At 56.2% G+C, this 24036-nt stretch carries 26 protein-coding genes; 17 read left to right on the forward strand and 9 right to left on the reverse strand.

The window, feature by feature from the left end:
* Nucleotides 1-8: 8 nt before the first annotated feature.
* From ABWO67_RS03900 to ABWO67_RS03925, 6 genes are all read left to right on the forward strand, one after another.
* Entirely contained in the window at nucleotides 9-872 is an 864-nt protein-coding gene (locus ABWO67_RS03900) for a D-amino acid aminotransferase (protein ID WP_353147791.1), read from the forward strand.
* Nucleotides 873-900: 28 nt separating this feature from the next.
* Entirely contained in the window at nucleotides 901-1176 is a 276-nt protein-coding gene (locus ABWO67_RS03905; protein ID WP_353147794.1) for a DUF493 family protein, read from the forward strand.
* Nucleotides 1177-1191: 15 nt separating this feature from the next.
* Complete coding sequence (gene lipB, locus ABWO67_RS03910) at nucleotides 1192-1842, forward strand: lipoyl(octanoyl) transferase LipB (protein WP_353147797.1); 651 nt, start codon at nucleotides 1192-1194, stop codon at nucleotides 1840-1842.
* 22 nt (nucleotides 1843-1864) lie between these two features.
* Entirely contained in the window at nucleotides 1865-2650 is a 786-nt protein-coding gene (locus ABWO67_RS03915; RefSeq protein ID WP_353147800.1) for an enoyl-CoA hydratase, read from the forward strand.
* Nucleotides 2651-2835: 185 nt separating this feature from the next.
* A complete protein-coding gene (gene lipA, locus ABWO67_RS03920) occupies nucleotides 2836-3831 on the forward strand; it encodes a lipoyl synthase (RefSeq protein WP_353147803.1) in 996 nt (331 codons plus the stop codon).
* A 928-nt stretch (nucleotides 3832-4759) separates the two neighbouring features.
* Nucleotides 4760-5713, forward strand: a complete 954-nt coding sequence (locus ABWO67_RS03925) for an SUMF1/EgtB/PvdO family nonheme iron enzyme (protein ID WP_353147806.1) — start codon at nucleotides 4760-4762, stop codon at nucleotides 5711-5713.
* A 43-nt stretch (nucleotides 5714-5756) separates the two neighbouring features.
* Here the strand turns inward: ABWO67_RS03925 and ABWO67_RS03930 are convergent, their stop codons facing one another.
* A complete protein-coding gene (locus ABWO67_RS03930) occupies nucleotides 5757-6494 on the reverse strand; it encodes a Crp/Fnr family transcriptional regulator (RefSeq protein ID WP_353147808.1) in 738 nt (245 codons plus the stop codon).
* Nucleotides 6495-6919: 425 nt separating this feature from the next.
* Between ABWO67_RS03930 and nirK the strand changes: the two genes are divergently transcribed.
* The 8 genes from nirK (at nucleotide 6920) to ABWO67_RS03970 (ending at nucleotide 14913) form a co-directional block, all read left to right on the forward strand.
* Entirely contained in the window at nucleotides 6920-7939 is a 1020-nt protein-coding gene (gene nirK, locus ABWO67_RS03935; protein WP_353147888.1) for a copper-containing nitrite reductase, read from the forward strand.
* A gap of 64 nt (nucleotides 7940-8003) precedes the next feature.
* Nucleotides 8004-8339, forward strand: coding sequence for a c-type cytochrome (locus ABWO67_RS03940; protein WP_353147811.1), 336 nt, complete (start codon nucleotides 8004-8006; stop codon nucleotides 8337-8339).
* A gap of 197 nt (nucleotides 8340-8536) precedes the next feature.
* Nucleotides 8537-10120: an ABC transporter substrate-binding protein gene (locus ABWO67_RS03945; protein WP_353147813.1), complete on the forward strand. Its 1584-nt coding sequence runs from the start codon at nucleotides 8537-8539 to the stop codon at nucleotides 10118-10120.
* A 15-nt stretch (nucleotides 10121-10135) separates the two neighbouring features.
* Nucleotides 10136-11110 (forward strand): ABC transporter permease, encoded by a 975-nt coding sequence (locus tag ABWO67_RS03950; protein ID WP_353147815.1) that lies wholly within the window; start codon nucleotides 10136-10138, stop codon nucleotides 11108-11110.
* A complete protein-coding gene (locus tag ABWO67_RS03955; RefSeq protein ID WP_353147817.1) occupies nucleotides 11107-12018 on the forward strand; it encodes an ABC transporter permease in 912 nt (303 codons plus the stop codon). Before ABWO67_RS03950 ends, ABWO67_RS03955 begins: the two co-directional genes overlap by 4 nt.
* On the forward strand, nucleotides 12015-13013 hold the full coding sequence (locus tag ABWO67_RS03960) for an ABC transporter ATP-binding protein (RefSeq protein WP_353147820.1): 999 nt from the start codon (nucleotides 12015-12017) through the stop codon (nucleotides 13011-13013). The genes ABWO67_RS03955 and ABWO67_RS03960 overlap by 4 nt, the downstream gene beginning before the upstream one ends.
* The gene (locus ABWO67_RS03965; protein WP_353147823.1) at nucleotides 13010-14056 is read left to right on the forward strand and encodes an ABC transporter ATP-binding protein; all 1047 of its coding nucleotides are present in this window, start codon (nucleotides 13010-13012) and stop codon (nucleotides 14054-14056) included. Before ABWO67_RS03960 ends, ABWO67_RS03965 begins: the two co-directional genes overlap by 4 nt.
* Complete coding sequence (locus ABWO67_RS03970; protein ID WP_353147826.1) at nucleotides 14053-14913, forward strand: N-formylglutamate amidohydrolase; 861 nt, start codon at nucleotides 14053-14055, stop codon at nucleotides 14911-14913. The genes ABWO67_RS03965 and ABWO67_RS03970 overlap by 4 nt, the downstream gene beginning before the upstream one ends.
* Nucleotides 14914-14926: 13 nt before the next feature.
* Here the strand turns inward: ABWO67_RS03970 and ABWO67_RS03975 are convergent, their stop codons facing one another.
* Together ABWO67_RS03975 and ABWO67_RS03980 are read right to left on the reverse strand one after the other, a co-directional pair.
* A complete protein-coding gene (locus tag ABWO67_RS03975; protein ID WP_353147829.1) occupies nucleotides 14927-15970 on the reverse strand; it encodes a C45 family autoproteolytic acyltransferase/hydrolase in 1044 nt (347 codons plus the stop codon).
* 8 nt (nucleotides 15971-15978) lie between these two features.
* Nucleotides 15979-16866, reverse strand: coding sequence for a MurR/RpiR family transcriptional regulator (locus ABWO67_RS03980; RefSeq protein ID WP_353147832.1), 888 nt, complete (start codon nucleotides 16864-16866; stop codon nucleotides 15979-15981).
* Nucleotides 16867-17015: 149 nt separating this feature from the next.
* Here ABWO67_RS03980 and ABWO67_RS03985 point away from each other — a divergent pair, with 149 nt between their 5' ends.
* Both ABWO67_RS03985 and ABWO67_RS03990 read left to right on the forward strand, forming a co-directional pair.
* Complete coding sequence (locus tag ABWO67_RS03985) at nucleotides 17016-18341, forward strand: aspartate aminotransferase family protein (protein WP_353147834.1); 1326 nt, start codon at nucleotides 17016-17018, stop codon at nucleotides 18339-18341.
* A gap of 20 nt (nucleotides 18342-18361) precedes the next feature.
* Nucleotides 18362-18886 carry a carboxymuconolactone decarboxylase family protein gene (locus ABWO67_RS03990; RefSeq protein ID WP_353147837.1) on the forward strand — a complete coding sequence of 175 codons (525 nt, stop codon included), beginning with the start codon at nucleotides 18362-18364 and terminating at the stop codon, nucleotides 18884-18886.
* On the opposite strand, the gene ABWO67_RS03995 is transcribed toward ABWO67_RS03990, so the two are convergent.
* Nucleotides 18883-19422 carry a cob(I)yrinic acid a,c-diamide adenosyltransferase gene (locus ABWO67_RS03995; RefSeq protein WP_353147840.1) on the reverse strand — a complete coding sequence of 180 codons (540 nt, stop codon included), beginning with the start codon at nucleotides 19420-19422 and terminating at the stop codon, nucleotides 18883-18885. The genes ABWO67_RS03990 and ABWO67_RS03995 overlap by 4 nt on opposite strands.
* A 15-nt stretch (nucleotides 19423-19437) precedes the next feature.
* Nucleotides 19438-19938, reverse strand: a complete 501-nt coding sequence (locus ABWO67_RS04000) for a GNAT family N-acetyltransferase (protein WP_353147843.1) — start codon at nucleotides 19936-19938, stop codon at nucleotides 19438-19440.
* A gap of 51 nt (nucleotides 19939-19989) precedes the next feature.
* Here ABWO67_RS04000 and ABWO67_RS04005 point away from each other — a divergent pair, with 51 nt between their 5' ends.
* Nucleotides 19990-20292 (forward strand): copper-binding protein, encoded by a 303-nt coding sequence (locus tag ABWO67_RS04005; RefSeq protein ID WP_353147845.1) that lies wholly within the window; start codon nucleotides 19990-19992, stop codon nucleotides 20290-20292.
* Between the two features lie 56 nt (nucleotides 20293-20348).
* Here ABWO67_RS04005 and hslU read toward each other — a convergent pair whose 3' ends face one another.
* From hslU to ABWO67_RS04025, 4 genes are all read right to left on the reverse strand, one after another.
* Complete coding sequence (gene hslU, locus ABWO67_RS04010) at nucleotides 20349-21680, reverse strand: ATP-dependent protease ATPase subunit HslU (RefSeq protein WP_353147848.1); 1332 nt, start codon at nucleotides 21678-21680, stop codon at nucleotides 20349-20351.
* 53 nt (nucleotides 21681-21733) lie between these two features.
* Nucleotides 21734-22267 carry an ATP-dependent protease subunit HslV gene (hslV, locus tag ABWO67_RS04015; RefSeq protein ID WP_132638368.1) on the reverse strand — a complete coding sequence of 178 codons (534 nt, stop codon included), beginning with the start codon at nucleotides 22265-22267 and terminating at the stop codon, nucleotides 21734-21736.
* 126 nt (nucleotides 22268-22393) lie between these two features.
* A complete protein-coding gene (dksA, locus tag ABWO67_RS04020; RefSeq protein WP_353147852.1) occupies nucleotides 22394-22837 on the reverse strand; it encodes an RNA polymerase-binding protein DksA in 444 nt (147 codons plus the stop codon).
* Between the two features lie 70 nt (nucleotides 22838-22907).
* On the reverse strand, nucleotides 22908-23999 hold the full coding sequence (locus ABWO67_RS04025; RefSeq protein ID WP_353147855.1) for a CobW family GTP-binding protein: 1092 nt from the start codon (nucleotides 23997-23999) through the stop codon (nucleotides 22908-22910).
* Nucleotides 24000-24036: the final 37 nt, after the last annotated feature.

A 24036-nucleotide genomic window follows, 5' to 3' on the forward strand; every position in this document is an offset into this window, starting at 1 on the left:
TCCCGAAAATGATTCCTGATGTCGATTGCGACAGTATTGTTTACCTGAATGGCGATTACGTGCGCTTGGGCGATGCCAAGATTTCCGTGCTGGATCGCGGATTTATTTTCGGCGATGGCATTTATGACGTGGTTCCTGCCTATAACGGCAAGCCGTTCCGCATGGATGGCCATCTGGCCCGTCTTGAGCGCAGCCTGGCAGCCATCGACATCAAGGTTGACCTTAAGCGTTCCGATTGGGAGCAACTGGTCAATGACTTGATCAAGCGGTCCGGGCTGGGCGACTGCATGGTGTATGTTCAGGTAAGTCGCGGCGTGGCCAAGCGCGACCATGCTTTCCCTAAAGACACCAAGCCTACTGTTTTCTGCATGGTTACGCCATTTACGCGACCTGGCGCAGCCGCGCGCGAACAGGGCCTAAGCACTGTGGGCATGACGGATATCCGCTGGTTGCGTTGTGAAATCAAGTCAGTTTCTTTGCTGGGCAATGTGCTGGCCAAACAATACGCGGTCGATGCCGGTGTGGACGAAGTCCTGCAATTTCGCGACGGCTATTTGTCGGAAGGTTCCTCGTGCAATATTTGGGTCGTCAAAGACGGCGTTTTACTGGCGCCTCCGCGCAGTAACCTGATTCTGGAAGGAATACGCTATGGCTTGCTGGAAGAGCTCGCCGCCGAAGCGGGTATTGCATTCAACGCGCGTCCGATTTCCCAGCAAGAAGCTGAAAGCGCCGACGAACTGATGTTGTCTTCGGCCACCAAAGAAATCCTGCCTATCACCACGCATAACGGCAAGCCAGTAGGCACGGGTAAGCCGGGCAAGGTCTATGCCGCGTTGCGGGCAGGCTACGACAAGGCCATTGCCGCTCTTTAAGTTTATTGCACAGGTTATCAGTACGCGTATGCACGAAATACCACCCGAAGAATCTCTGATCGAGTATCCCAGTGACTTTCCCATTAAAGTGATGGGTAAGGCGCATCCTGATTTTGCGCAAACGCTAACTGAACTTGTGCTGCAGTTTGACCCGGTGTTTGACCCGTCGACGGTAGAAATGCGGCCCAGTAAGGGCGGCAATTATATAAGCCTGACGTTTACTGTTCGGGCCACCTCGCGCCAGCAGCTGGATGATTTGTATCGCGCCTTGCATGGTCATGACATGGTTTCTATTGTTCTATAGGCGTGCGCTGCGTCAATGATCGAGCATAAATGGTGGCCGCGTCCCGCGCCTTATCTGGCGGTGTGGGATGCCATGCGCGAGTTTACCGAAACGCGCGACGAAAGCACCCCTGACCAGATCTGGCTGGTCGAGCATCCTCCGGTTTATACCCTGGGCCAGGCCGGCAAGCCCCAGCATATTCTGGATAGCGGCGATATTCCCATAGTCCAATGCGATAGGGGCGGGCAAGTCACTTATCACGGGCCGGGGCAATTGGTCGCATACTGCCTGATCGATTTGCGCCGCTTGAAAATTTTCGTCAAAGAATATGTCGCGCTGCTGGAAGACGTCGCCATTCAACTGCTTGCCGATTTGGGCATAGCGGGCGCCTGTCTCAAGCCTGGTGCGCCAGGGGTCTATGTGCCTGTGGCCAATGGCAGTCTTGCCAAGATCGCCGCCCTGGGCATCAAGATCCGCAAGGGTTGCGCCTATCACGGCCTGGCTCTGAATGTCGACATGGATCTGGGGCCGTTCCTGGGCATCAACCCATGCGGCTACGAAGGGTTGGAAACTGTCGATTTGCGGTATTGTGGGGTAGACGCTAATGTTGCTCAAGTAGGCGAAATGCTCGCGGTACGTTTAACGCAGGCGTTTGCCGCCCAGGCTGGCAGCAATACCGATACCTAGACCAATTCCGGAGACAAAAAACATGACTACGCAAAACGCATTGCTATTATCCGCCAAGCAGAACGGGGTGCTGACACTGACCCTTAACCGGCCAGATCAGTTCAATGCCCTGTCCGAGGAACTGTTGGCCGAGTTGCAACGCCAGCTTGATGGCGCCGCCCAAGACGACGCATTGCGTTGCGTGGTGCTGGCCGCCGAGGGGCGGGCTTTTTGTGCGGGTCATGATCTGAAACAAATGCGCGCGACGCCCGACGAGCGTTATTACCAACAGTTATTTGCGCAGTGCGGCAGGGTCATGCAAAGCATCGTTAATTTGCCTGTGCCGGTTATTGCGCGAGTGCAAGGCACGGCAACGGCGGCTGGATGCCAGCTGGTGGCCAGCTGCGACTTGGCGGTAGCCGCCGATACCGCTAAATTCGCCGTTTCCGGAATCAATGTCGGCTTATTCTGCTCCACTCCCGCCGTGGCCTTGACGCGAAATGTGCCCGCCAAGAAAGCGTTTGAAATGCTGATAACCGGTCAGTTCATCAGTGCCGCCGACGCGGTGGACAACGGGCTGATCAATCAGGCGGTAGCCCCCGACCAATTGGATGCGGCGGTCGACGCCCTGGTGCAGGCCATTTGCTCCAAAAGTCCGGTGGCAGTGCGTACCGGCAAAGCCATGTATCATCGTCAGCGCGGTATGAACCTTAGCGATGCCTACGATTATGCGGGCCAGGTAATGGCCCAAAACATGATGGCCGAGGATGTTGGCGAAGGCATCGACGCCTTTATGCAAAAGCGCCATCCTGTCTGGAAAGGCCGCTGAGCCAGCAGGGTGATTAGGCAGGCCGGGCCTGCGCGCGTTAAAATAGTACCTTGCAACCGTTTTACGTGGGGCTTGCGCGGCAACGCCTACAAGTCCACGTCGATCTTTTCACCCGATAGCGGGCGGCGTGAAGCACGCTGCCGCTTTTGAGCACGAAGCGTATATGCTTCGGTGCAGGAAATCGTATGACTACTTCCGTTGACCAGCCTGCAGAACGTAAACCTACTGTACGTCCCGTCCCTTACGACCCAACGCAAAAGCAGAAGGCGGGTGACAAGACGTCGCGTATCCCCATCAAGGTCGTTCAGGCCGAACGCCTGAAAAAGCCCGAATGGATACGGGTCAAGGCCGCTGCGCCTGGTTCGCGCTTTTATGACATCAAGCGCATATTACGCGAACATAATCTGCATACGGTTTGCGAAGAGGCTTCGTGTCCGAACATAGGTGAATGCTTCGGCAAGGGCACCGCCACGTTCATGATCATGGGCGACAAATGCACCCGTCGCTGTCCTTTCTGTGACGTGGGGCATGGCCGTCCCGATCCGCTTGATGTCAACGAGCCCGAAAACCTGGCGCGCAGCATCGCCGCCATGAAACTGTCGTATGTGGTTATTACCTCGGTCGACCGCGACGACCTGCGCGACGGCGGCGCTGCTCATTTTGTCGAATGCATCAGCAAGGTGCGCGAAATGTCGCCCACTACCCGCATCGAAGTATTGGTGCCCGATTTTCGTGGCCGCCTGGATCGTGCGCTGGGTATTCTTAATGATGGTCCACCGGACGTCATGAACCATAACCTTGAAACCGTGCCGCGTTTGTACAAGCAGGCACGGCCAGGTTCCGATTACCATCATTCGCTCAAACTACTGTCTGATTTCAAGGTGCTGCACCCCAATGTGCCGACCAAGTCCGGCCTGATGCTTGGGTTGGGCGAGACCGACGAGGAAATCCTCGAGGTCATGCGCGACATGCGGGCGCATAACGTCGATATGCTGACCATAGGTCAGTATCTTCAGCCTTCCGAACATCACCTGCCGGTTTTGCGCTATGCGCACCCCGATATCTTCAAGATGCTGGAACGCGAAGCCTACGCAATGGGCTTTAGCCACGCTGCCGTGGGCGCCATGGTGCGTTCGTCCTACCATGCCGACGAGCAGGCGCATTCGGCCGGTGTTGCATGATTCTGTAAAGCGCTGGAATAAGAAGCAGCTCTGTTTTGAACTGGCCTGAAGAAGTTTGGGCAGTGAAACGCTAAGGGTATAAGGCCTGAATTCGGTATTGCACTGGGTTCAGGCCTTTTGGTTTTGATGCGTTGGTGTCGGTAATGATTGTTGCTCAGTGATTCTTGTTCAGTGATGCTTGCCGTCACACGCCGCTGGTGTGGTGAGGGGGATATGGGCTCCTCGTGGCCCGATTCGGCGCCCTGCGCGCCGAACCAGCGCGGCTTGGCTCGTACGCCCATTCGGGCTGCCTTCGCCTACGTCCCGCTGGCTGGCCCCTACGCCGGGTGCCCCGAAAGTCGCTCATATCCCCCTCACCACACCAACGGCTGCGTTAGATCGATTCGCAAGATCGCTGGGATGGGTCGCGTGCTTGGCATGCTATCGACGGCCTCGGCAGGTTCAAAAGAACTCATGCGCCCGTCCTCCGCGCCCCGCCAGCCGGGACGCTCCGGACATTGGGGCTGATACGAGCGACGGTAGTCGGTAGTGGTGACGATTGCCATAACTGTTGCCTGCACAGGTCAATCGCCAGTCTCACGTAAAAACGCCAAGCACGCTATCCGTCCCGGCGGCGATTCAAACCTCCATGATGCAGCGGGGCAGGTCCTGGGAGGGGATGTTGCAGCGACTTTCGGTGGCGAGCGAGACGCACGCGAAGGCAGCCCGAATGGGCGCACGAGCGGGGCGAAGCGATGTTCGGCGCCGCAGGGCGCCGAACCGTCAACGAGGAGCAAAACATCCCCTCCCAGGACCTGACACGCGTATCAAGAAAGAAGCCAAAATCAAGCAAGAACGCCTAGCCCACTAGCGTATATAAAAAAACAGCGTATTTAGGGGCCGTCTTTTCTATTCCAGTGCCGAGTTTGCGTTGCGACAAAGACGCCGCATGCAACAGCGAGTCCAATGGTATTGCAGCGGCACGTTGCCGGCCTGCATGGAAAGCACCGAAGGTAGCGACATGCGCACCCTGTTCAAGATCACTGTAATTGCCGGCTTGGTTGTAGCCGGTACGGCAACGTACTTTTCAGTGGACGGTACCGCCTGGCAAAAACAGGACTTAACCGAGTTGGTAACCATCAAGGCAGGTGAATTCAGCTATTACCCGGCAGGCGATTTTCTGCACAATGGCAATCCGGTCAACCCCAAGGCCCGCATCCTGCGGTTTGACCACGACTTTCAAATCATGAAACGACAGGTCAGCCAGGCCGAATATGCGGCCTGCGTCAGCGACGGGGCATGCAAAAAGCTGGATAAGGCTTTGCGTGAGGCGATCGCGCCCGACCGGCCTGCTGTAGGCATCAGTTGGCGTGATGCCACTGCCTATGCTGCCTGGTTCTCGGCGCGCGTAGGGCAGTCGTATCGCTTGCCTACCTATGCCGAATGGGTCTATGCGGCTGGCTCGGCCTATGAAGAAGAGCTGATCGTCGATGTTTCCGACCCCAACGATCCTGCTCAGCGCTGGTTAGCTGAATACGCCCTTGAAACCCAGCGCAAGGCTGTCGTGGACGAGGAGCCTCAAGTCTTTGGCCGTTTTGGCACTAGTTCGACGGGCGTATTGGATATGGCGGGGAACGTTTGGGACTGGACCGATACCTGCCACTTGCGCCAGTATGTAGATCAGGATGGCGGCGAAGTCATGCCGCCTGGGGAAAACTGCGGGATTCGTGTCACGGCGGGCAAACACCGCAGCTATATTTCAGATTTTATACGCGACCCTAAAAACGGGGCATGCTCGGTCGGCGTGCCTCCCAGCAACCTGGGGATCCGTCTGGTGCGTGATACTACCGGCAAAGGGGGCAAGGCTGAACAAACCCTGCGTTCCCGTCTGACCATTTCATGAGGAATGGCTCGGCAATGCCGGGTGGGCAGCTAAACCGTCAGGCTTACTCGACGATGATGCGTGTGGTGCGGGCCGTGGCAGGAGCATGCGGCCCCTCGGCCAGGCGTATCAGGTCGTCTATGGCACAGACCACAATGCGCTTGCGCCCACTAGTGACAAGGCCGCGTTCTTTCCAGGCGCTCATCAGTCGGCTTACGGTGTGCAACGTGGTGCCGGTCATTTCGGCGATGTCCTGGCGCGTAATGGGAAAGTCGATCATGACGCCTTCGGGCGTTTGCTGGCCAGACTGGTCTACCAGCCGCAATATGGCGCGCGCGACTCGTTGTTCGACTTCTTCCGTGGAAAGTTCTTGTATGCGGGAATGGGCGTCTTGCAGGCGCTGGCCTACGGTTTGTAGTGCGTTGGATGCAAAGTGGGGATTTGTAGTGGTGAACTGCTCCCATTCCGTTGAGGGCCAGCTAAGCGCAAGACTTTCTTGAACGGCAATGGTCGATGCCGGGTAGTTGGGCCGGCGCATGGCGCGTGCAATACCGAATACCTCGCCGGGGCTTACATAGCGGACCACTATTTGTTCACCGTCGGGGGTTATCTGGACGACTTTCAGATGGCCATGAAGCAGTACGAAAAAACGATCGGCCACTTCGCCCTGGCGAAAGGCGGCGTCGCCCGTATTCAGACGACAGACCTGAGCCGTCTGCAATATGGTATCCAAAGCCGCATCAGGCAGTGACTTGAATAGATCAAGATTTTTAATAATAGACCGACTCAGCTGAGCAGGCATTGCGAATCCATGTGGGTAAGCAGAAAGCCGATTTTAGCATTGCAGCCTATGGAACATTGGGCTTATAGGTCCAGGGTCGGCTGTGGCGGGCGACGACGTTGTGTAAATAAACCCACGAATCGCACATAATTAGTAGAAACCCGAATAAATGTACTTGGAAGTTTGCGCTGCAACAAAGAAGGCATTGTGCTGCCAGTATCAAATGGACACATGCACCAATAACACGGCTTCAAGTAGTTTGCCTCACCGTCAAACCAGCCTTGTAGGTGTTCGAAATCATTCGAACTTTTCTTTGTAAACGGAGCTTCATCATGGAACGTCGTTCATTTCTTAAAACAGCAGGTTTGGGTGCAATGGCCGGCTCGGCCGCAATGGCAGCTCCCGCATTAGCCAAAGGCAATCCTGATGCCGTGAAAGGCAAGGCAATGACGGAAGCGGAAATCGGCAAACTCAAGCGCATCAAAGTAGACCTGGTTGCGCCTCCCATGGTGCACAAACATGACCAGGTGGTCGATGCCGCCCCGCGTGTTGTCGAGTTCACCATGACAATAGAAGAAAAGAAGATGGTGATCGACGACAAGGGTACAACGATCCAGTCCATGACCTTCAACGGCTCCATGCCTGGTCCCACCCTGGTGGTGCATGAAGGCGATTATCTCGAACTAACGCTGATCAATCCGTCTGCCAACGCCATGCCGCATAACGTGGATTTCCACGCTGCAACCGGTGCACTGGGCGGCGCCTCCCTCACCAACGTTAACCCCGGCGAACAGGCAACCCTGCGTTTCAAGGCAGACCGTTCCGGTACGTTCGTTTACCACTGCGCGCCGACGGGCATGGTCCCATGGCATGTAGTGTCGGGCATGAACGGTACTGTCATGGTGCTGCCACGCGGTGGCCTAAAGGATCCCAACGGCAAATCCTTGCGTTACGACAAGGTCTACACCATTGGCGAATTCGACCTTTACATTCCTAAAGGCGCCGATGGCAAGTACAAGGAATACGCCACCCTGGCCGATAGCTACGAAGATACGGTTGCTGTCATGCGCACCCTGGTTCCCAGTCATGTGGTATTCAACGGCAAGGTCGGGGCACTGACGGGCGAAGGCGCCATGAAGGCCAACGTCGGGGAAACTGTCTTGTTCATTCATTCACAGGCCAACCGCGATACGCGTCCTCACCTTATCGGCGGGCATGGCGACTGGGTCTGGGAAACTGGCAAGTTCGACAACGCGCCTGAAAAGAACCTTGAAACCTGGTTCATCCGCGGCGGTTCGGCAGGCGCGGCACTCTATACCTTCAAGCAGCCTGGTGTGTACGCCTACGTCAACCACAACCTGATCGAAGCCTTTGAATTAGGCGCCGCAGGCCACGTGGTAGTCGAAGGCAAATGGAACGACGACTTGATGAAACAGGTCAAGGCGCCTGGTCCTATTGTGAAGTAAAAGCGGTTTTTAGAAAAAGGTCCGTCAACCGGCGGACCCGACTGACGAAATATTGGAGACAATAATGTTTAAGCTTGCCTATGCTGCCTTGGCCATTGCACTGGGAGTCCTGCTGGCGCCGGTTGCGGCTTTCGCCGCAGGCGATGCTGCGGCAACCGTAAATCCGGCTGGCGAGAAACTGTATAAAAGCGCATGCGTGACTTGCCATAGTACTGGCATAGCCAATGCGCCCAAACTTGGGAACAAGGCTGCCTGGGCACCCTTGATCGCGCAAGGTATGGATGCCATGGTGGAAGTTGCCATCAAAGGTAAGGGTGCCATGCCGCCACGTGGTGCTTCATCGGCTGACGACGTCACGTTGCGCGCTGCTGTTGAATATATGGTGCATGCGTCCCAATAGGCTGATGGGAGCCTGGTGCAAGTAATCGACAGTATCTTTTTTGCACCATGCAATTCCCATAATGCATCGGGAAAATACTGATCTTTAAACTGGATTAGCTCGTTACACTGGCTCCATGTCATAGGCATGGAGCTTTTTTATTTCGTTGTTTTATTGGTCTACCCGTCTAACGTATTTATAAAAAGGGCAGCATAAACATGAAGTTAATCCAGAAAACCATACTTTTGTCCGCATTGGCCGCCGGCTTTTTCAGCTTGGCAGGTATTGCGCAAGCACGTGATCTGACCATTGCGCTGCGTTCCGAACCCAGCTCTATGGATCCGCAGTTTCATTCGCTTACTCCGAACACTCAGCTTTCTGAAACCCTTTTCGACCCTCTGGTCCGTACTGATGCCAATGCCAAACCGGTAGCCTCGTTGGCCGAATCCTGGACGGTCGATGGCAATGTCTGGATTTTCAAGCTTCGTCCCAACGTCAAGTTTGCCGATGGTTCGCCCTTTACCTCTGCTGATGTGCTGTTTACGTATGCGCGGGTTCCCAAGGTGCCCAATAGTCCGTCGTCCTATTCCTTGTACTTGAGCGCCGTCGACAAGGTCGAGGCGCTAGACGACTTGACCATCAAGATCACGACCAAGGGGCCGTCACCAGTGCTGCTGCCCAACTTGTCCATGGTGCCCATCATGTCGCATAAGGCTGCGGCCGGCGCCGCGCCCGAGGGGAAAACCACAGTCGAACTCAATCGCGGCGATGGGCTGGTGGGTACAGGGCCTTATCAATTTGTTTCCTGGAAGCGCGGCGCTGAAATCGTCTTCAAGCGCAATCCCCATTATTGGGGCGACAAGCCCGATTGGGATAGGGTCATCTATCGGCCAATTTCCAATTCGGCCGCGCGGGTTGCCGCGCTATTGGCTGGTGATGTCGATCTTATCGAAGATCCGCCCACGGACGATTTGCCTAAATTAAAGCAAGACAAGAATCTGCATGTCCAGGAAACCCCATCAGTACGTGTCATTTATATTGCCTTGAATCAGGGCAAGGAAGTCCCCCCGGGGATGTCTGGCACTTCGGGGAAGAACCCGCTGGCCGACAAGCGCGTGCGCGAAGCCTTGTCGCTGGCTATCGACCGCAAGGCCATTGTCGAGCGGGTAATGGGCGGGGCGGCGCAAACCGCGGCCAATCTGCTGGCATATCCCGGTTTTGGCACAGCCAAGGCCTTAGCGGAAGTTCCGCCGGCAGACGCAGCCAAAGCCAAAGAACTGTTGGCGGCAGCCGGTTACCCTGATGGCTTTACGGTCTCGTTGGGGTCTCCTGCGGGGCGTTACACCAATGACCAACGCATCGCCCAGGTTGTCGCCTCCATGTGGGCGCGCATCGGTGTAAAAACCGAGGTCGAGACCATGGCGCCACCCGTGTTCTTCAAAAAACGCGACAGCTATGCCTTTAGTACCTACTTGGCAGGGTGGGCGGCAAGTTCCGGTGAAATGCTCAACCCGCTTATGGCGCTCGTGGTCACTAAAGACCCTGCCTTGGGTTTGGGCACGACCAACTGGAGCAAGTACACCAACCCGGAGCTCGACAAGCTGGTGCTTGAGGCTTCCCGAACGCTGGACGACGACAAGCGCTCGGAAATGCTACAGAAGGCCGGCACCATGGTCATGGCGGACTACGGCATCTTGCCGTTGCAGTTTGAATTGTCCGTATGGGCAATGAAGAAAGACATTCAATACGGGGGACGGACTGACCAGATGACGCTGGCGCAGTACATGACGCTGGCCAAGTAAGCCGGGCAAAAGCCTGTGCTGCTAACCATTCTTCACCGGCTGCTGCAGACGGTGCTGGTCGTGCTGGTCATGTCGGCACTGGTGTTCGCCGGCCTTTACCTGGTCGGCGACCCGGTGGCCATGCTTGCCAGCCCGGAGGCCAGCGACGCCCAGCGTGAACTTTTGCGCCAAAGCCTGGGCCTGGATCTGCCTCTGTGGCAACAGTATTTCATTTTCCTGGGCAAGGCGGCGCAGCTGGATTTCGGCAATAGCTTCTTGACCGGCGAGCCGGCCATGCGCCTGATCCTGGAGCGCATGCCGGCCACCCTCGAGCTGGCCACGTTGGCTATGCTCAGTTCCATGCTTATCGGCGTGCCGCTGGGCATTTATGCAGGTCTCAAACCGCAAAGCGTCAGTGCGCGCTCCATCATGACGGGTTCAGTGCTGGGCTTCTCTTTGCCTAATTTCTGGGTGGGGTTGATGCTCATCATGTTGTTTGCCGTCATGCTGGGCTGGTTTCCTGCGGGTGGACGCGGGCCGGTGCAGTGGGTGGGGCCGATACAGCTCAGCATCTTCAGTTGGCAGGGTTTGCAAAGTCTGGCCTTGCCTGTGGCGACGATTGCCACGGCCAAATGCGCGCTCATCATTCGGGTGACCCGAGCCGCTACCCGAGAATGCCTGCCACAAGACTATATCAAGTACGCACGCGCTAAAGGCTTGCGCGACCGGCGCGTGTTAGGCGTACATTTGCTCAAGAACATACTCATCCCCATCGTGACCATAGGCGGGCTGGAATATGGGCAGGTCATCGCCTTCGCTGTCGTAACCGAAACCGTATTTTCCTGGCCAGGAATGGGCAAGCTATTGATCGATTCCATCATTACCCTGGATCGACCCGTCGTGGTGGCTTATTTGATGTTGACGGTCGTTTTTCTTGCTGGCTTGAACTTGTTGGTTGATATTGCGTACACGCTGCTGGATCCGCGGGTGCGTCTAGGGGGAGCGGCATGACGGCGGCGGCGCTGGCACATGAGAGCTTGTGGCGGGTCTTCATGGCGCAATTCCTGGCCAGTCGGCTTGCCATCGTGGGGCTGGTGCTGCTGGTGATCTTTCTGGTGCTGGCCATCTTCGCGCCGTGGATCGCTCCGCAGAACCCCTTTGATATCGCTACTTTGGACATCATGGACTCCAAGCTGCCGCCGGGCAGCGTCAATGCCGATGGCAGCATGACGTATTGGCTGGGAACCGACGGACAGGCGCGCGATGTGTTTTCCGCCATCTTGTACGGCATGCGCATTAGTCTGTTCGTAGGTGTGACTTCGGTGTCGGCCGCGTTTCTTATCGGTACCGCCGCGGGTCTGGTGTCGGCTTACTTTGGAAGACGTGTCGACGCTGTGTTGATGCGTATCGTCGACATTCAGTTATCGTTTCCAGCAATTCTGGTGGCCTTGATATTGCTGGCAGTGCTTGGCAAAGGCGTGGATAAGGTCATCTATGCCTTGATTGCCGTGCAATGGGCCTATTTTGCGCGGGCAGCCAGGGCGGCGGCTATCGTCGAGCGCAATAAAGAATATGTCGAGGCGGCCAGGTGCATGTCGTTGTCGTGGCACCGCATCCTGTGGCGCCATGTGTTTCCCAATTGCATTCCGCCACTCATGGTTATCGCCACCATTGATCTGGCGCATGCTATCGCTCTGGAAGCCACGCTGTCGTTCCTGGGCGTGGGAGTGCCGGTTACCGAGCCGTCGTTGGGCATGCTGATTTCCAATGGCTTCGAGTTTTTGCTGTCGGGCAATTACTGGATATCTTTTTTCCCCGGCATTGCGTTGGCGCTGGTGGTGATTGCCATCAACCTGGTCGGCGATCATTTGCGCGATATTCTCAATCCTCGAAACGAGATCCAGGGGGCGAGCTTGTGAACCATGATCACATCTCGCTATCCGGCGAACTGCTGCTGGATGTCCAGGGACTCAGAACCTGGTTTCATACGCGCGAGGGCATTGTCAAGGCTGTGGATGGCGTATCACTGCAGTTGCGGCAGGGCGAAATCCTTGGGCTGGTTGGGGAGTCAGGTTCGGGAAAGAGCATTACCGGGTTTTCTTTGTTGAATTTGGTAGATGAGCCAGGGCGCATGCGGGCTGACCGCCTTTTCTTCGATGGCCAGGATCTGCAAAAGCTGTCGCCCGAAGAATACCGTCACTTGCGCGGTCGCGATATGGCGATGATTTTTCAGGATCCTTCGACAACCTTGAACCCGGTATTGCGCATTGACACGCAAATGATAGAGGCCGTGCAGGCGCACCAGCCGATATCGCGCCGCGCTGCCAGGGCGCGGGCCCTGGAAGTGTTGAAGAAGGTAGGTATACCGGCGCCCGAAGAGCGCCTGCGGGTGTATCCACATCATTTGTCGGGCGGTATGCGCCAACGCATCGCCATCGCCATTGCCTTGCTGAATTCGCCCAAATTGATCATTGCCGACGAGCCGACAACGGCGCTGGACGTCACGATACAAGGTCAAATCCTTTACGAGGTCCAGAAGCTGTGCCGTGAAACCGGTACTGCGCTGATCTGGATTACGCATGACCTGGCTATTGTGTCGGGTCTCGCCGACAGGCTGGCGGTGATGTATGCCGGGCGTATCGTCGAAACGGCCCCGACGAGCCAGATCATAGGCGCGGCCCAGCATCCTTATACGCACGGGCTGGTTTCTTCGATTCCGTCTGTGCAAACGCGGGGCCATGATCTGTTCCAGATCCCCGGTTCCACACCGTCGCTATTGAACCTGCCTGTGGGCTGTCCGTTTCGCACGCGTTGCTATCGTGCCAGCGCCCAATGCGAAAGTGATCCCGTCCTTGAGGAGGTTGCTCCTGGGCATTGGGTGAGCTGTTGGCACAAGGGGGTGGAAAAAACATGAGCATACTGAGCTTGCGCCAGGTGCATCGGCACTATACGCAGCCCGTGGACTGGCTGGAACGTTTGGGCGGACTGGTGAAGGCGCGCCGCGAGCCGCAGTCGGTGCAGGCTGTCGCGGGCGTGGACCTGGATGTGAGGGCGGGCGAGGTCTTGGGCATCGTGGGCGAATCCGGCTGTGGCAAATCCACCCTCGGTCGCGTAATTACTGGGATATTGCCGCCTACATCCGGCGAAGTCATTTACAAAGGGCAGGACGTCAGCCAGCTAGACAAAGCAGCCCGGCGCGACTACGAGTTGGGCGTGCAAATGATTTTTCAGGATCCCTTTTCGTCGCTCAATCCTCGTATGCGTGTTATCGATATTATCGGTGAAGCGCCTGTCGTGCATGGCATGGTCAAGCGAAGTGGAAAGGAAGCGTATGTGGCTGAGCTCATGCAGCAGGTCGGACTGGATCCCGCGTATCGATTCCGCTACCCACATCAGTTTTCAGGTGGGCAGCGCCAGCGTATCGGGGTTGCACGGGCCTTGGCGCTTAAGCCAGCGTTGATCGTATGCGACGAACCGGTGGCGGCACTGGATGTGTCTATTCAGGCGCAGGTGCTTAATTTGTTTATCCAGTTGCGCAGGGACCTGGGGCTGACCTATTTTTTCATTAGCCATAACCTGGGCGTGGTCAGCCACGTTGCCGACCGCGTCGCCATCATGTATTTGGGGCGCATCGTTGAAATCGCCGATACCGAAGCCATTTTCAGCCACGCCAATCATCCGTATACGCAGGCGCTCATCAAGGAGCTCCCGGCATTGCGTACTGACCAGCGGCAATTCGTACCGATCAAAGGTGAATTGCCGTCGCCCCTTGCGCCGCCTTCAGGGTGCCCCTTCCATCCGCGATGTCCCATGGCCATGGCCAGGTGCAAGGTTGAGCGTCCCTTGCTGAAGACGGTAGGCCGGGGCCAGCAGGCATACGGCTTGCTCCACGCGCAAGTTACGCCGCATCAAAGTGCCTGTCATTTGAATGACCCACAATCTATGGAGACGAAATGAGATTCGCCGACGAAGGCTTTGAGCCTTATGTGTTGTCCATGCCGACCAGTACCGCTATTCCATTGGTATGCGACTCGCCGCACAGCGGCGTGATCTATCCGGCCGATTTCCTGAGCTGCCTGCCTGCGTCGGTGTTGCGTTCCGGCGAAGACACCTATGTCGATGAGCTTTGGCAGGCGCTTCCGTCGGTGGGCGCGACGTTGTTGGCTGCCAATTTTCCCCGCACTTATATTGACCCAAATCGAGAGTTGGATGACATCGACCCGAATATATTGGCTGAGCCGTGGACGTCGGAATTACACCCGACCGAGAAGTCGCGCCTGGGACACGGCTTGATATGGAGCAGTGTGCGCAATCAAGAGATGTACGATCGCAAGTTGTGGGTGGCCGAGGTGGAAAACCGCATAGGTACGTATCACCAGCCCTATCACGCGGCATTGAACCAGCAGATCGAAAACGCCTACGAGCGCTTCGGTGGCGTATGGCATTTGAATCTGCACTCCATGCCATCCAATTCCTACGAATTGCTTGAAATCGACACCGACAAGCCTTTGGCCGATTTTGTGCTGGGCGACCGCGACGGAACCACCTGCGATCCGACCTTGACTGGAATTATCGAGGACTTTCTTCTTGAGTGCGGCTATACGGTAGCGCGTAATGATCCATTCAAGGGTGTGGCGTTGATTGCGCGCATTGGCCGCCCCGAAGAAAATCGCCACAGTTTGCAAATTGAGGTGAATCGGGCGCTATACATGGATGAAGACAGCTACGAGAAGTCAGCCAATTTCACGACGCTGCAAAAAGACTTGGCGCAACTGGGTGTGAAAGTTGCCGATTTCGTGAAACTGTTGATCTGACCGATGTGCCGCCTTAAACCAGTTGCGTGTCGATAAACGTGAAGCGCGAGGATTGCCCCGGGCGTTCGTAAACTTCCCAATCCACCTGTTTCGGACCAATACGCATATCGGCCGTCGCCATGGTGTTTTCGGCGTCGCTGTCATCGGGGGCTGCGCGGTAAATGGGGAACTGCTTGTTTTCCTGATCCGCCAGGATGCGCAATGGGTCGATATCGGCGGGGTTGCCTGGGCTGGCGGATTCGGCATCACGAAGTAACGCGTCGCCGCGCTGTTGGCGATGCAGGGACGAGTCGGTAACAACCTGTGGAAAGGCTTGCATTGCCTCGTGCACGATGTGGTTGGCGTGCAGGGCCGGTGTTTGTATGGACCGGGATGAAACCCCCTGGGAATTGAACTCTATGCTGAGCAGATCGGGGCTTGCGCGTTGAGCCACGCTTAAGTGAAAGCCGCCAGCGCGCTGGGTATTGCGCAGGAGTTCGGCGGCTTGCGGCAGTTCCGATTGATTCAGCAGGGCGCGGGTCAGGACCATGCGTGGTACGCCCACAGTGACTTGCCGGGAACGCAGATTATTGACGGTCATGGCCAGGCCATGCTCGTTGACGGCAAAGGTATGGCCAGGGATGGACGCGGGGTACACAAACGATACAAAACGCGGCCCTTTGTCAGGGGCCGCCTGCGCTATTCCGCAGTAGCCGGCAAATCCGGGGTCTCCATCTTCGTTGTGCGTGATGCGCGAGCCGCCAGCCACCGGCAGTTGTACAGTCGTGCAGCCATCGGGCGCCATGGACCAGACGTCGCCCCGGCAGTTCCATAAAAATACATCTTCAGGGGGAAGTTCAAGTCCGGCGGCCAGCCCCAGCAGCTCTTGGTGAATGAGCGGAAAATGTTGCTCAACCAGCGCCTGCATCGCGCGGGCGGCATCGCTGCCGCGCCATGCCATGACGCTGTTCCAGGAAGAGGACGATATCAAGTAGGAATGAGCGGCTTGCGCACCGAATTTGCCCAGGGTTTGCCCAATTTGAAACGGTGAGCCCGACAATTCAAGCAATGACAACATGACTGATCCTAATTAGTATTCAAATAGGCGCCAGCCTGATGCAACTGATCTTCTGTGCGCGCTATGTCGTTCACTGCCTGCTTGCCGGCCTTGGCCAGCAGTTGTTCGGTCAGAATTTCTAGTAGCGCCACGGCGGCAGAGCTGGACGGAAAAAAAGAAGGGGTTTCGGTGGGAAATGCCAGCACGCAGTCGGCGTCCAGTGCGATTGGCGCCACAATGCTGTCGCAAATGGCGAGTATGCGGGCGCCCGACTGGCGTGCCGCCTGCACAACCCGCATGGACTCGTGGGAATAGGGGGCAAAGCCGATGATGGCGACGACGTCCCCTTTGTTTATTGCGCGGAGTTCCATATCGAGCGAACCGGCATCCCCGCGCAACATGCTGACAGATGGGCGAAATAACCGATACAGATATTGGAAGAGAAAAGCGGGCCCAAACGAGGCGCGAAAGCCCGCGATATAGACCCGCTTGGCGGCCGATAGCAAGCTGACCGCCGAGGCAAGGCGATCAGCATTCATTTCTTCGAGCAGGGTGATATTGCGGGCTTGTGTTGCGACGGCCTTGCCCAGCACATCACGTGGATTTTTGCTGCGGATTACCTTGCGGGCTTGCTCGGTATAGCGGTGCGGTACTTGCCTGAGGGACTGGGCAAAAACGCTCTTGAGTGCGTTCCAGCCTTCATAGCCCAAGGATTGCGCCAGTCGCACCAGCGTGGCGGGCTGCACGCCGGCCTGTGCGGCGACCTGGCGCATGGACGCAATCGGGATTTCCCCAGGGAAATCGATCAGATATCGTGCGCTGACCTGGAACTGCCGTGTCATGCTGGGAAAGTTTTGCTGTATAAGCACGATCAGAGCATCCAGGCTTTGGGGAGGTGTATGTTGTTCTTCTGTCATAGGAATTTAATCGGTTGATCGGCTGATATGTGAGAAAACAGCAACACCCGATAATCATAAATGCATTTTGATCTCAGGCATATTGATTTATTTGTTGTTTGGTATATGATTAAAGATCCAAATGTTGAATTATTCTGGTTGAGAAACCCATGACACACGTCTTCCATCGCAATCCTAAACAGCAGCTCGACTTTGCCATACGCGGCCAGGGTATCGAACTATTCGACCAGAACAACAAGGGCTATATCGACGCGTCTGGGGGGGCGGCGGTGTCGTGCCTGGGGCATGGCCATCCGGTCGTCATCCAGGCTATCAAAGACCAGCTTGACAAGATTGCATACGCCCATTCTTCATTCTTTACCACGCAGGCCGCCGAAGACTTGGCCGATTTCCTGACCAGTCGGGCGCCCGGCGACTTGAATCATGTTTATTTTCTGTCGGGCGGTTCCGAGGCGGTAGAAGCTGCCTTGAAACTGGCGCGTCAGTATTTTGTTGAAATCGGTCAGCCTACACGCCGCCACTTCATTGCGCGACGTCAAAGTTACCACGGCAACACGTTGGGCGCATTGGCGATAGGGGGTAATGCCTGGCGGCGGGAGCCCTTTCTGCCTTTATTGGTGCCGGCGCATCATGTTGCACCCTGCTACGCCTATCGCGATCAGTTGCCTGGCGAAACCCAGGAACAGTATGCAGAGCGCCTGGCCCAGGAACTGGAACAGAAAATACTTGAACTTGGCCCAGAGAATGTGGCGGCGTTTGTTGCTGAAACCGTGGTGGGTGCAACCGCTGGGGCGGTAGCGCCGGTCAATACCTATTTGCAACGTATTCGCCAGGTGTGTGATCGCTACGGCGTATTACTGATTCTGGACGAAGTCATGTCAGGCATGGGCCGTACCGGGCATTTGTTTGCATGTGCCGAAGATGGCGTCGCGCCCGACATCATTACCATTGCCAAAGGCTTGGGCGCTGGCTATCAGCCTATCGGGGCCATGATCGCGAGCAGCAAAATCTATGATGCGCTGTTGGCCGGCAGCGGTTTCTTCCAGCACGGCCATACTTATATGGGGCACGCCACGGCGTGCGCGGCTGCGCTGGCAGTGCAACAAGTTATCGAACAAGATCATTTGCTGGCCAATGTATTGGCGCGGGGTGAACAGTTGCGTGCGGAATTGCGTAGCGCGCTTGGCGAGCACCCTAACGTTGGCGATATACGCGGCCGGGGCCTTTTCGTTGGTGTCGAGTTTGTGCAAGACAAAGCGTCCAAGGCGACTCTGGATCCGGCTCAAAAAACTCATGCCAAGCTCAAGAAACAGGCAATGCAAAATGGCTTGCTGATGTACCCTATGGGCGGCACCATCGACGGCGTGCACGGCGACCATGTCTTGCTTGCACCTCCTTTCATTTGCACCGATGCCAATATTAGCGAAATCGTTGCACGTTTTGTCAGCACAGTAAGCCAGATATTACCGGCTTGAATTCAAGGAAGCTTTTTTACATGGCCCGTTTACCTTACGCCGATCTGGCCCATCCCGAGGTCAGTCCGCTAGTCGAGCAGATTGTCGCCGAGCGCGGCAGCGTGCTGCTGTTGTACCAAATGCTATTGCAAAGCCCGCCAGTTGCGCGTGGCTGGCTTAATCACCTGACAGGTATACGGCATAACAGCTCATTGACTGGCGATCTGCGCGAGATGGTGATCATGCGTATTGCCATTGTGAATCGTGCGCCTTACGAAGCCGACCAGCATGCGCCTATCGCACTGAAGGAAGGCATGACGCAGGCGCAACTGGATGATTTGCCCCAATGGGAGTCATCGTCTTTGTTCAGCGATAAAGAGCGTGCCGTTTTGGCGTATGCCGATGCAATGACGCGCCACGTTCAGGTGCCCGACGAGGTCTTTGCGGCGGTCAAGCCGCATTTCGAGCCCCGCCAGTTGGTTGAGCTGACTGCTACCATTGCTACCTACAATATGGTGTCACGCTTTTTGGAAGCGCTGGAAATCCATACTGCCGACGGGCATTAACGGCCCCACAGCACGTCGGGCTTGTCGGCCGCGTTATTCAATATACGAGCCAACACAAAACATAAGTCCGACAAGCGATTCAGGTATTGAATAACCGGTGCATTGACGGGTTCGCTGCGGTTCAGTGTAATGACGGCGCGTTCGGCGCGCCGGCAGATTGTGCGGGCAACATGCGCCAGTGCCGCAGGGCGCGAGCCGCCGGGCAAGATGAATTCTTGCAGTTTTCCCAGCTTGGCGTTGTGTTCTGCCAAGGCTTCTTCCAGGAACAGGACGTGGTCTTGGTTTACTGCCGTATGACCGGGGATGCACAGCTCGGCGCCCATGTCGAACAAGTCATTCTGCACCCGGCCCAGCAACATATCGATAGCGTGCGGCAGTGGTTCGGCGCGCAATACGCCGATGGTGCTATTTAATTCGTCGACATCACCCAATGCAGCAATGCGCGGCGCATCTTTGTCGACGCGGCTGCCGTCGCCCAGGCCTGTTGTACCTTGGTCGCCGGTACGGGTCGTAATCACTGAAAGGCGTATGGACATATTAAGTTTTCCTGATTATTCAGCGAGCTGCCGCATGGCATCGCCTGTGACGCGGACAATGCGCCATTCCGGCAGAATCTCGGCGCCGTGATGTTTGTAAAAATCGATGGCGTTCTGGTTCCAGTCGAGCACGGTCCATTCGAAACGTCCGCAGTCCAGTTCGATAGCTAGCCGGGCAAGGTGTTTAAGCACCATTTTTCCCAAGCCATTGCCGCGATGCGCAGGCTGGATATAGACGTCTTCCAGATACAGGCCGCGCTTGTCCAGGAAGCTGGAGTAATTGTGAAACCACATGATATAGGCAACGGGCAACCCGGGCTCGTCTTCGGTATGCCCCACCAGGCAATGGGCCGCAGGCTGGGCGCCAAAAAAACTGTTGTGCAGGCTGGCTTCGGTGGCTTTGAATATATCTGTCAGCTTTTCGAACTCAGCCATTTCGCGCATCAGGCCCAGGATGTGTGGGATGTCTTGTGCTACAGCTGTGCGCAACTGGTAGCGTTTGCTTGCGTCGGTCAAACCTTTTCCTTGGATTGGCGTTACGATAAGAACTTAACAGGAGTGTAGCTTATGGCTTTGGCTAATCAGTGGCAGTTGCGGACTATTGCAGCGGCATTGGCGTTGACGTCGTTCTATTCAACGGGAGTTGCGGCGCAAGAGGCTAGCGCGTCCGGCGAGGTGCGCCGTGTGGATGCGCAAGCAGGAAAGATAACAATCAAGCACGGCGCAATCTCAGACCTTGAATTGCCTGCCATGACGCTGGTGTATCGCATAGCGCCCGATCTGCTCAAGGATATCAAGCCGGGCGACAAGGTGAAGTTCACCGCAAAGCGCGAGCCTGGCAAATATGTGGTGACCCAAATTTCGAAGTGATTCGGGCTTGATAAAGGCCCTGGCGCTCCAGATGAGCGCCAGGGTGGTATACCGCTTTACAGTACGTAGCGGGAAAGGTCCTGGTTGCCGGCAGCCTCTTCGAGCTTGTCGTTGACATAGGCAGCATCGATGACCACGGTTTTTCCGCTGCTTGCCGAGGCGTCGAACGACAAGTCCTCGAGCAGTTTCTCCATGACCGTATAAAGGCGGCGAGCGCCGATGTTTTCGGTACGCTCGTTGACTTCGAACGCGAGCTCGGCCATGCGCTGAATGCCTTCGTCGGTAAAGTCCAGTATGACATCTTCCGTACCGAGCAAGGCGCGATACTGCTTGGTCAGCGATGCATCGGTGTCGCAAAGAATGCGCACAAAATCATCAGCGGTAAGCGAGTCGAGTTCGACGCGTATCGGAAAGCGCCCCTGCAGTTCGGGGATGAGGTCCGACGGACGCGACAAGTGGAACGCACCCGAGGCAATAAATAGGATGTGGTCGGTGCGGACTACGCCGTACTTAGTGTTGACGGTGGTGCCTTCGACCAGTGGCAGCAGGTCGCGCTGCACGCCTTGGCGCGATACGTCGCCGCCTTGGTGTTCTTGGCGGGTAGCTATCTTGTCGATTTCGTCCAGGAAGACGATGCCATTTTGTTCGGCATTGAAGATGGCCGCCGTGCGCAGATCTTCTTCGTTGACGCGGCGGCTGGCTTCTTCTTCAATCAGCAGCTTGAAGGCTTCTTTTACCGACATTTTGCGCGTTTTTTTCTTATCGCGCCCCAGGCCTGCGAACATGCCCTTAAGCTGCTCGGTCATTTCTTCCATGCCGGGAGGCGCCATGATTTCCATCTGCGGCGCTTGTTGAGCAACTTCGATATCGATCTGCAGGTCGTCAATCTTGCCTTCGCGCAGCCTTTTTCGGAAGGTCTGGCGGGCGCTGTTCTCTTCGCGCTCGGGTTCGCCCTGGGCATTACGCGGAGGCGATACCAGCACGTCCAGGATGCGGTCTTCGGCGGCGTCTTCAGCTTGTGTCCGGACACGGCGCATTTCCACGTCGCGAGTCTGTTTGACGGAAATTTCGATCAGGTCGCGGATGATCGTGTCCACGTCGCGGCCGACATAGCCGACTTCCGTGAATTTTGTGGCTTCGATTTTGATGAAGGGGGCGTTGGCCAGTTTGGCCAGGCGGCGGGCGATTTCGGTCTTGCCCACGCCGGTAGGCCCTATCATCAGGATATTTTTGGGGACGATTTCGTTGCGCAAAGGTTCGGGCACCTGCTGGCGGCGCCATCGGTTGCGCAAGGCAACGGCTACGGAGCGTTTGGCGCGATTCTGTCCGACAATATTCTTGTCGAGCTCGGAGACGATTTCTCCGGGGGTCATAGTGGTAGCTGACATAATGTTCTGTATGTTGGGTGCGAGAGCGTTGTGCCTTGCGGCGGAAGCCGCGCTTACAGCGTTTCGACGATATGGTTCTGGTTAGTGTAGATGCACAGGTCGCCAGCGATTTCCAGCGACTTCTTGACGATGTCGGCAGGGGCCATATCGGTATTGTGCAGGAGCGCAAGTGCGGCCGACTGGGCATAAGCGCCGCCAGAGCCAATGGCTGCCAAGCCATGTTCGGGTTCCAGCACGTCGCCGTTGCCGGTCAGCACAAGAGTATGTTCGCGATCGGCGACAATCAGCATGGCTTCCAGGCGGCGCAGAACGCGGTCTGTACGCCAGTCTTTCGTCAGCTCGACAGCCGAGCGCATGAGATTGCCCTGGTATTTTTCCAGCTTCGCTTCAAAACGTTCTTGGAGCGTGAAGGCATCGGCTGTGGCGCCGGCAAACCCTGCAAGAATTTTGTCGTTATACAAACGGCGTATTTTGCGCGCTGTGCCTTTGATGACGATGTTGCCCAGGGTGACCTGGCCATCGCCGCCCAAAGCGACTTGATCGCCGCGGCGAACACAAATGATGGTGGTAGCGTGAAATTGTTCCATGGATTCTTCCTTTGAATTTCTTAGCTGGGGGCAATGCCAGAAAGTTCAAGGGTAAATCCAGAGAATACGTGGCAGCTGGATCAGGCGCCCAAGCGCCCAAATCCTGCATTAAGCCACTATGCCGCCTTAATCTCCGTACAGCTTTTGGCGCATTTCGCGGCGCTCTTGGGCTTCCAGCGACAAAGTTGCCGTAGGGCGCGCCAAAAGACGGGGAACGCCGATAGGTTCACCGGTTTCTTCGCACCAGCCATAATCGCCTGAATCGATACGGGTAATGGATTGCTGCACTTTTTTCAGCAATTTACGTTCGCGGTCGCGAGTGCGCAATTCGAGGGCGTGTTCTTCCTCGATCGTGGCGCGATCGGCAGGATCGGGCACGAATTGGGTTTCGCGCAGATTTTCGGTAGTCGTGCCAGCGTTGGTCAGGATTTCCTGTTCCAGTTCCTTCAGGCGATTTCGGAAGAATGCCAGCTGGATGTCATTCATGTATTCGGCTTCCGGCATTGCCAACAGTTCTTTTTCTGTGGGCAAGTGGATTTGACTCTTTGCGGCTGCTGATTTGCTTGCCATGGTATGTCCTTTTCTTTTCATGTTGGTGCTTGAAACCACTGCGGCACTTCTGCGGCGACGGGGTTCGCTCTCAGACCAAGCATTGCTCCAGGCCCCGGGTAAAAATTTCCTGGGGAAGTTTACGGCCAATGAACACCATTTTGGTATTAGGCTTTTCACTGGATAGCCAGGGTTTTCCAGGTTCCGCACCCATCATCATGTGGACTCCCTGGAAAAGCATGCGGCGGTTGATTCCTTTTAGGTACAAGATGCCTTTATAGCGTAGTAAGTCGGGTCCGTACACCTGAACGATGCCGCCCAGGAATTCTTCGAGCCGTTCGGGATCAAAGGCCTTCTTGGAACGAAACACAAATGCGCTGATTTCGTCGTTGTGTTGCGCGTGGTGATGATCGTGGTGGTGGCCGCAGTGATCGTGGCATTCGCCATCATGGTCGTGATCGTGATCGTGGCCATGTCCGTGATCATGGGCGGCGTCGGGATGTTCGTTATCGAGGAAATCGGGGTCGATATCCAGGATGGTGTTCAGGTTGAAGCCGCTAATGTCCAGCAGCACCTTCAGGTCGGTTTCGCCAAAATTGACTGGCGTGATCGAGGCGCGCGGGTTGATGCGTATCAGGCGCGAGCGCAATGCCTGGTAGTCGACTTCGTTGACCAGATCTTTTTTCGAAATCAGGATACGGTCGGCAAAACCCACCTGCTTTTGCGCTTCTTCCTGGTCGTCCAGGGTTTGCATGCCATGTTTGGCGTCGACCACGGTGATGACAGCATCAAGCCGGTAGTAATCGGCGATTTCGTCGTCCATGAAGAAGGTCTGGCAAACAGGACCCGGGTTGGCCATGCCGGTGGTTTCGATGATGATGCGTTCGAAATTCAGTTGCCCGGCCTGACGCTTGACACGCAATTCATTGAGCGTGCGCATCAGGTCGCCACGGATCGTGCAGCAGACGCAGCCATTGCTGAGTTCGACGATTTCTTCTTCGCTGTCCTGGATAAGCAATTCGTTGTCGATGCTTTCCGGTCCGAATTCGTTTTCGATGACAGCGATCCGGCGCCCGTGGTATTCGGTAAGAATGCGCTTGAGCAGTGTGGTTTTCCCTGCTCCGAGGAAACCGGTAAGGATGGTGACCGGCACCATTTTTTCTGTACTAATAGCGGGTTTCATCGTAGGCCTCGCATGGCGCGGGTCAAATATGTATGCC

It is taken from the genome of Pollutimonas bauzanensis (assembly GCF_040393045.1).
Classification (GTDB): domain Bacteria; phylum Pseudomonadota; class Gammaproteobacteria; order Burkholderiales; family Burkholderiaceae_B; genus Pollutimonas; species Pollutimonas bauzanensis_A.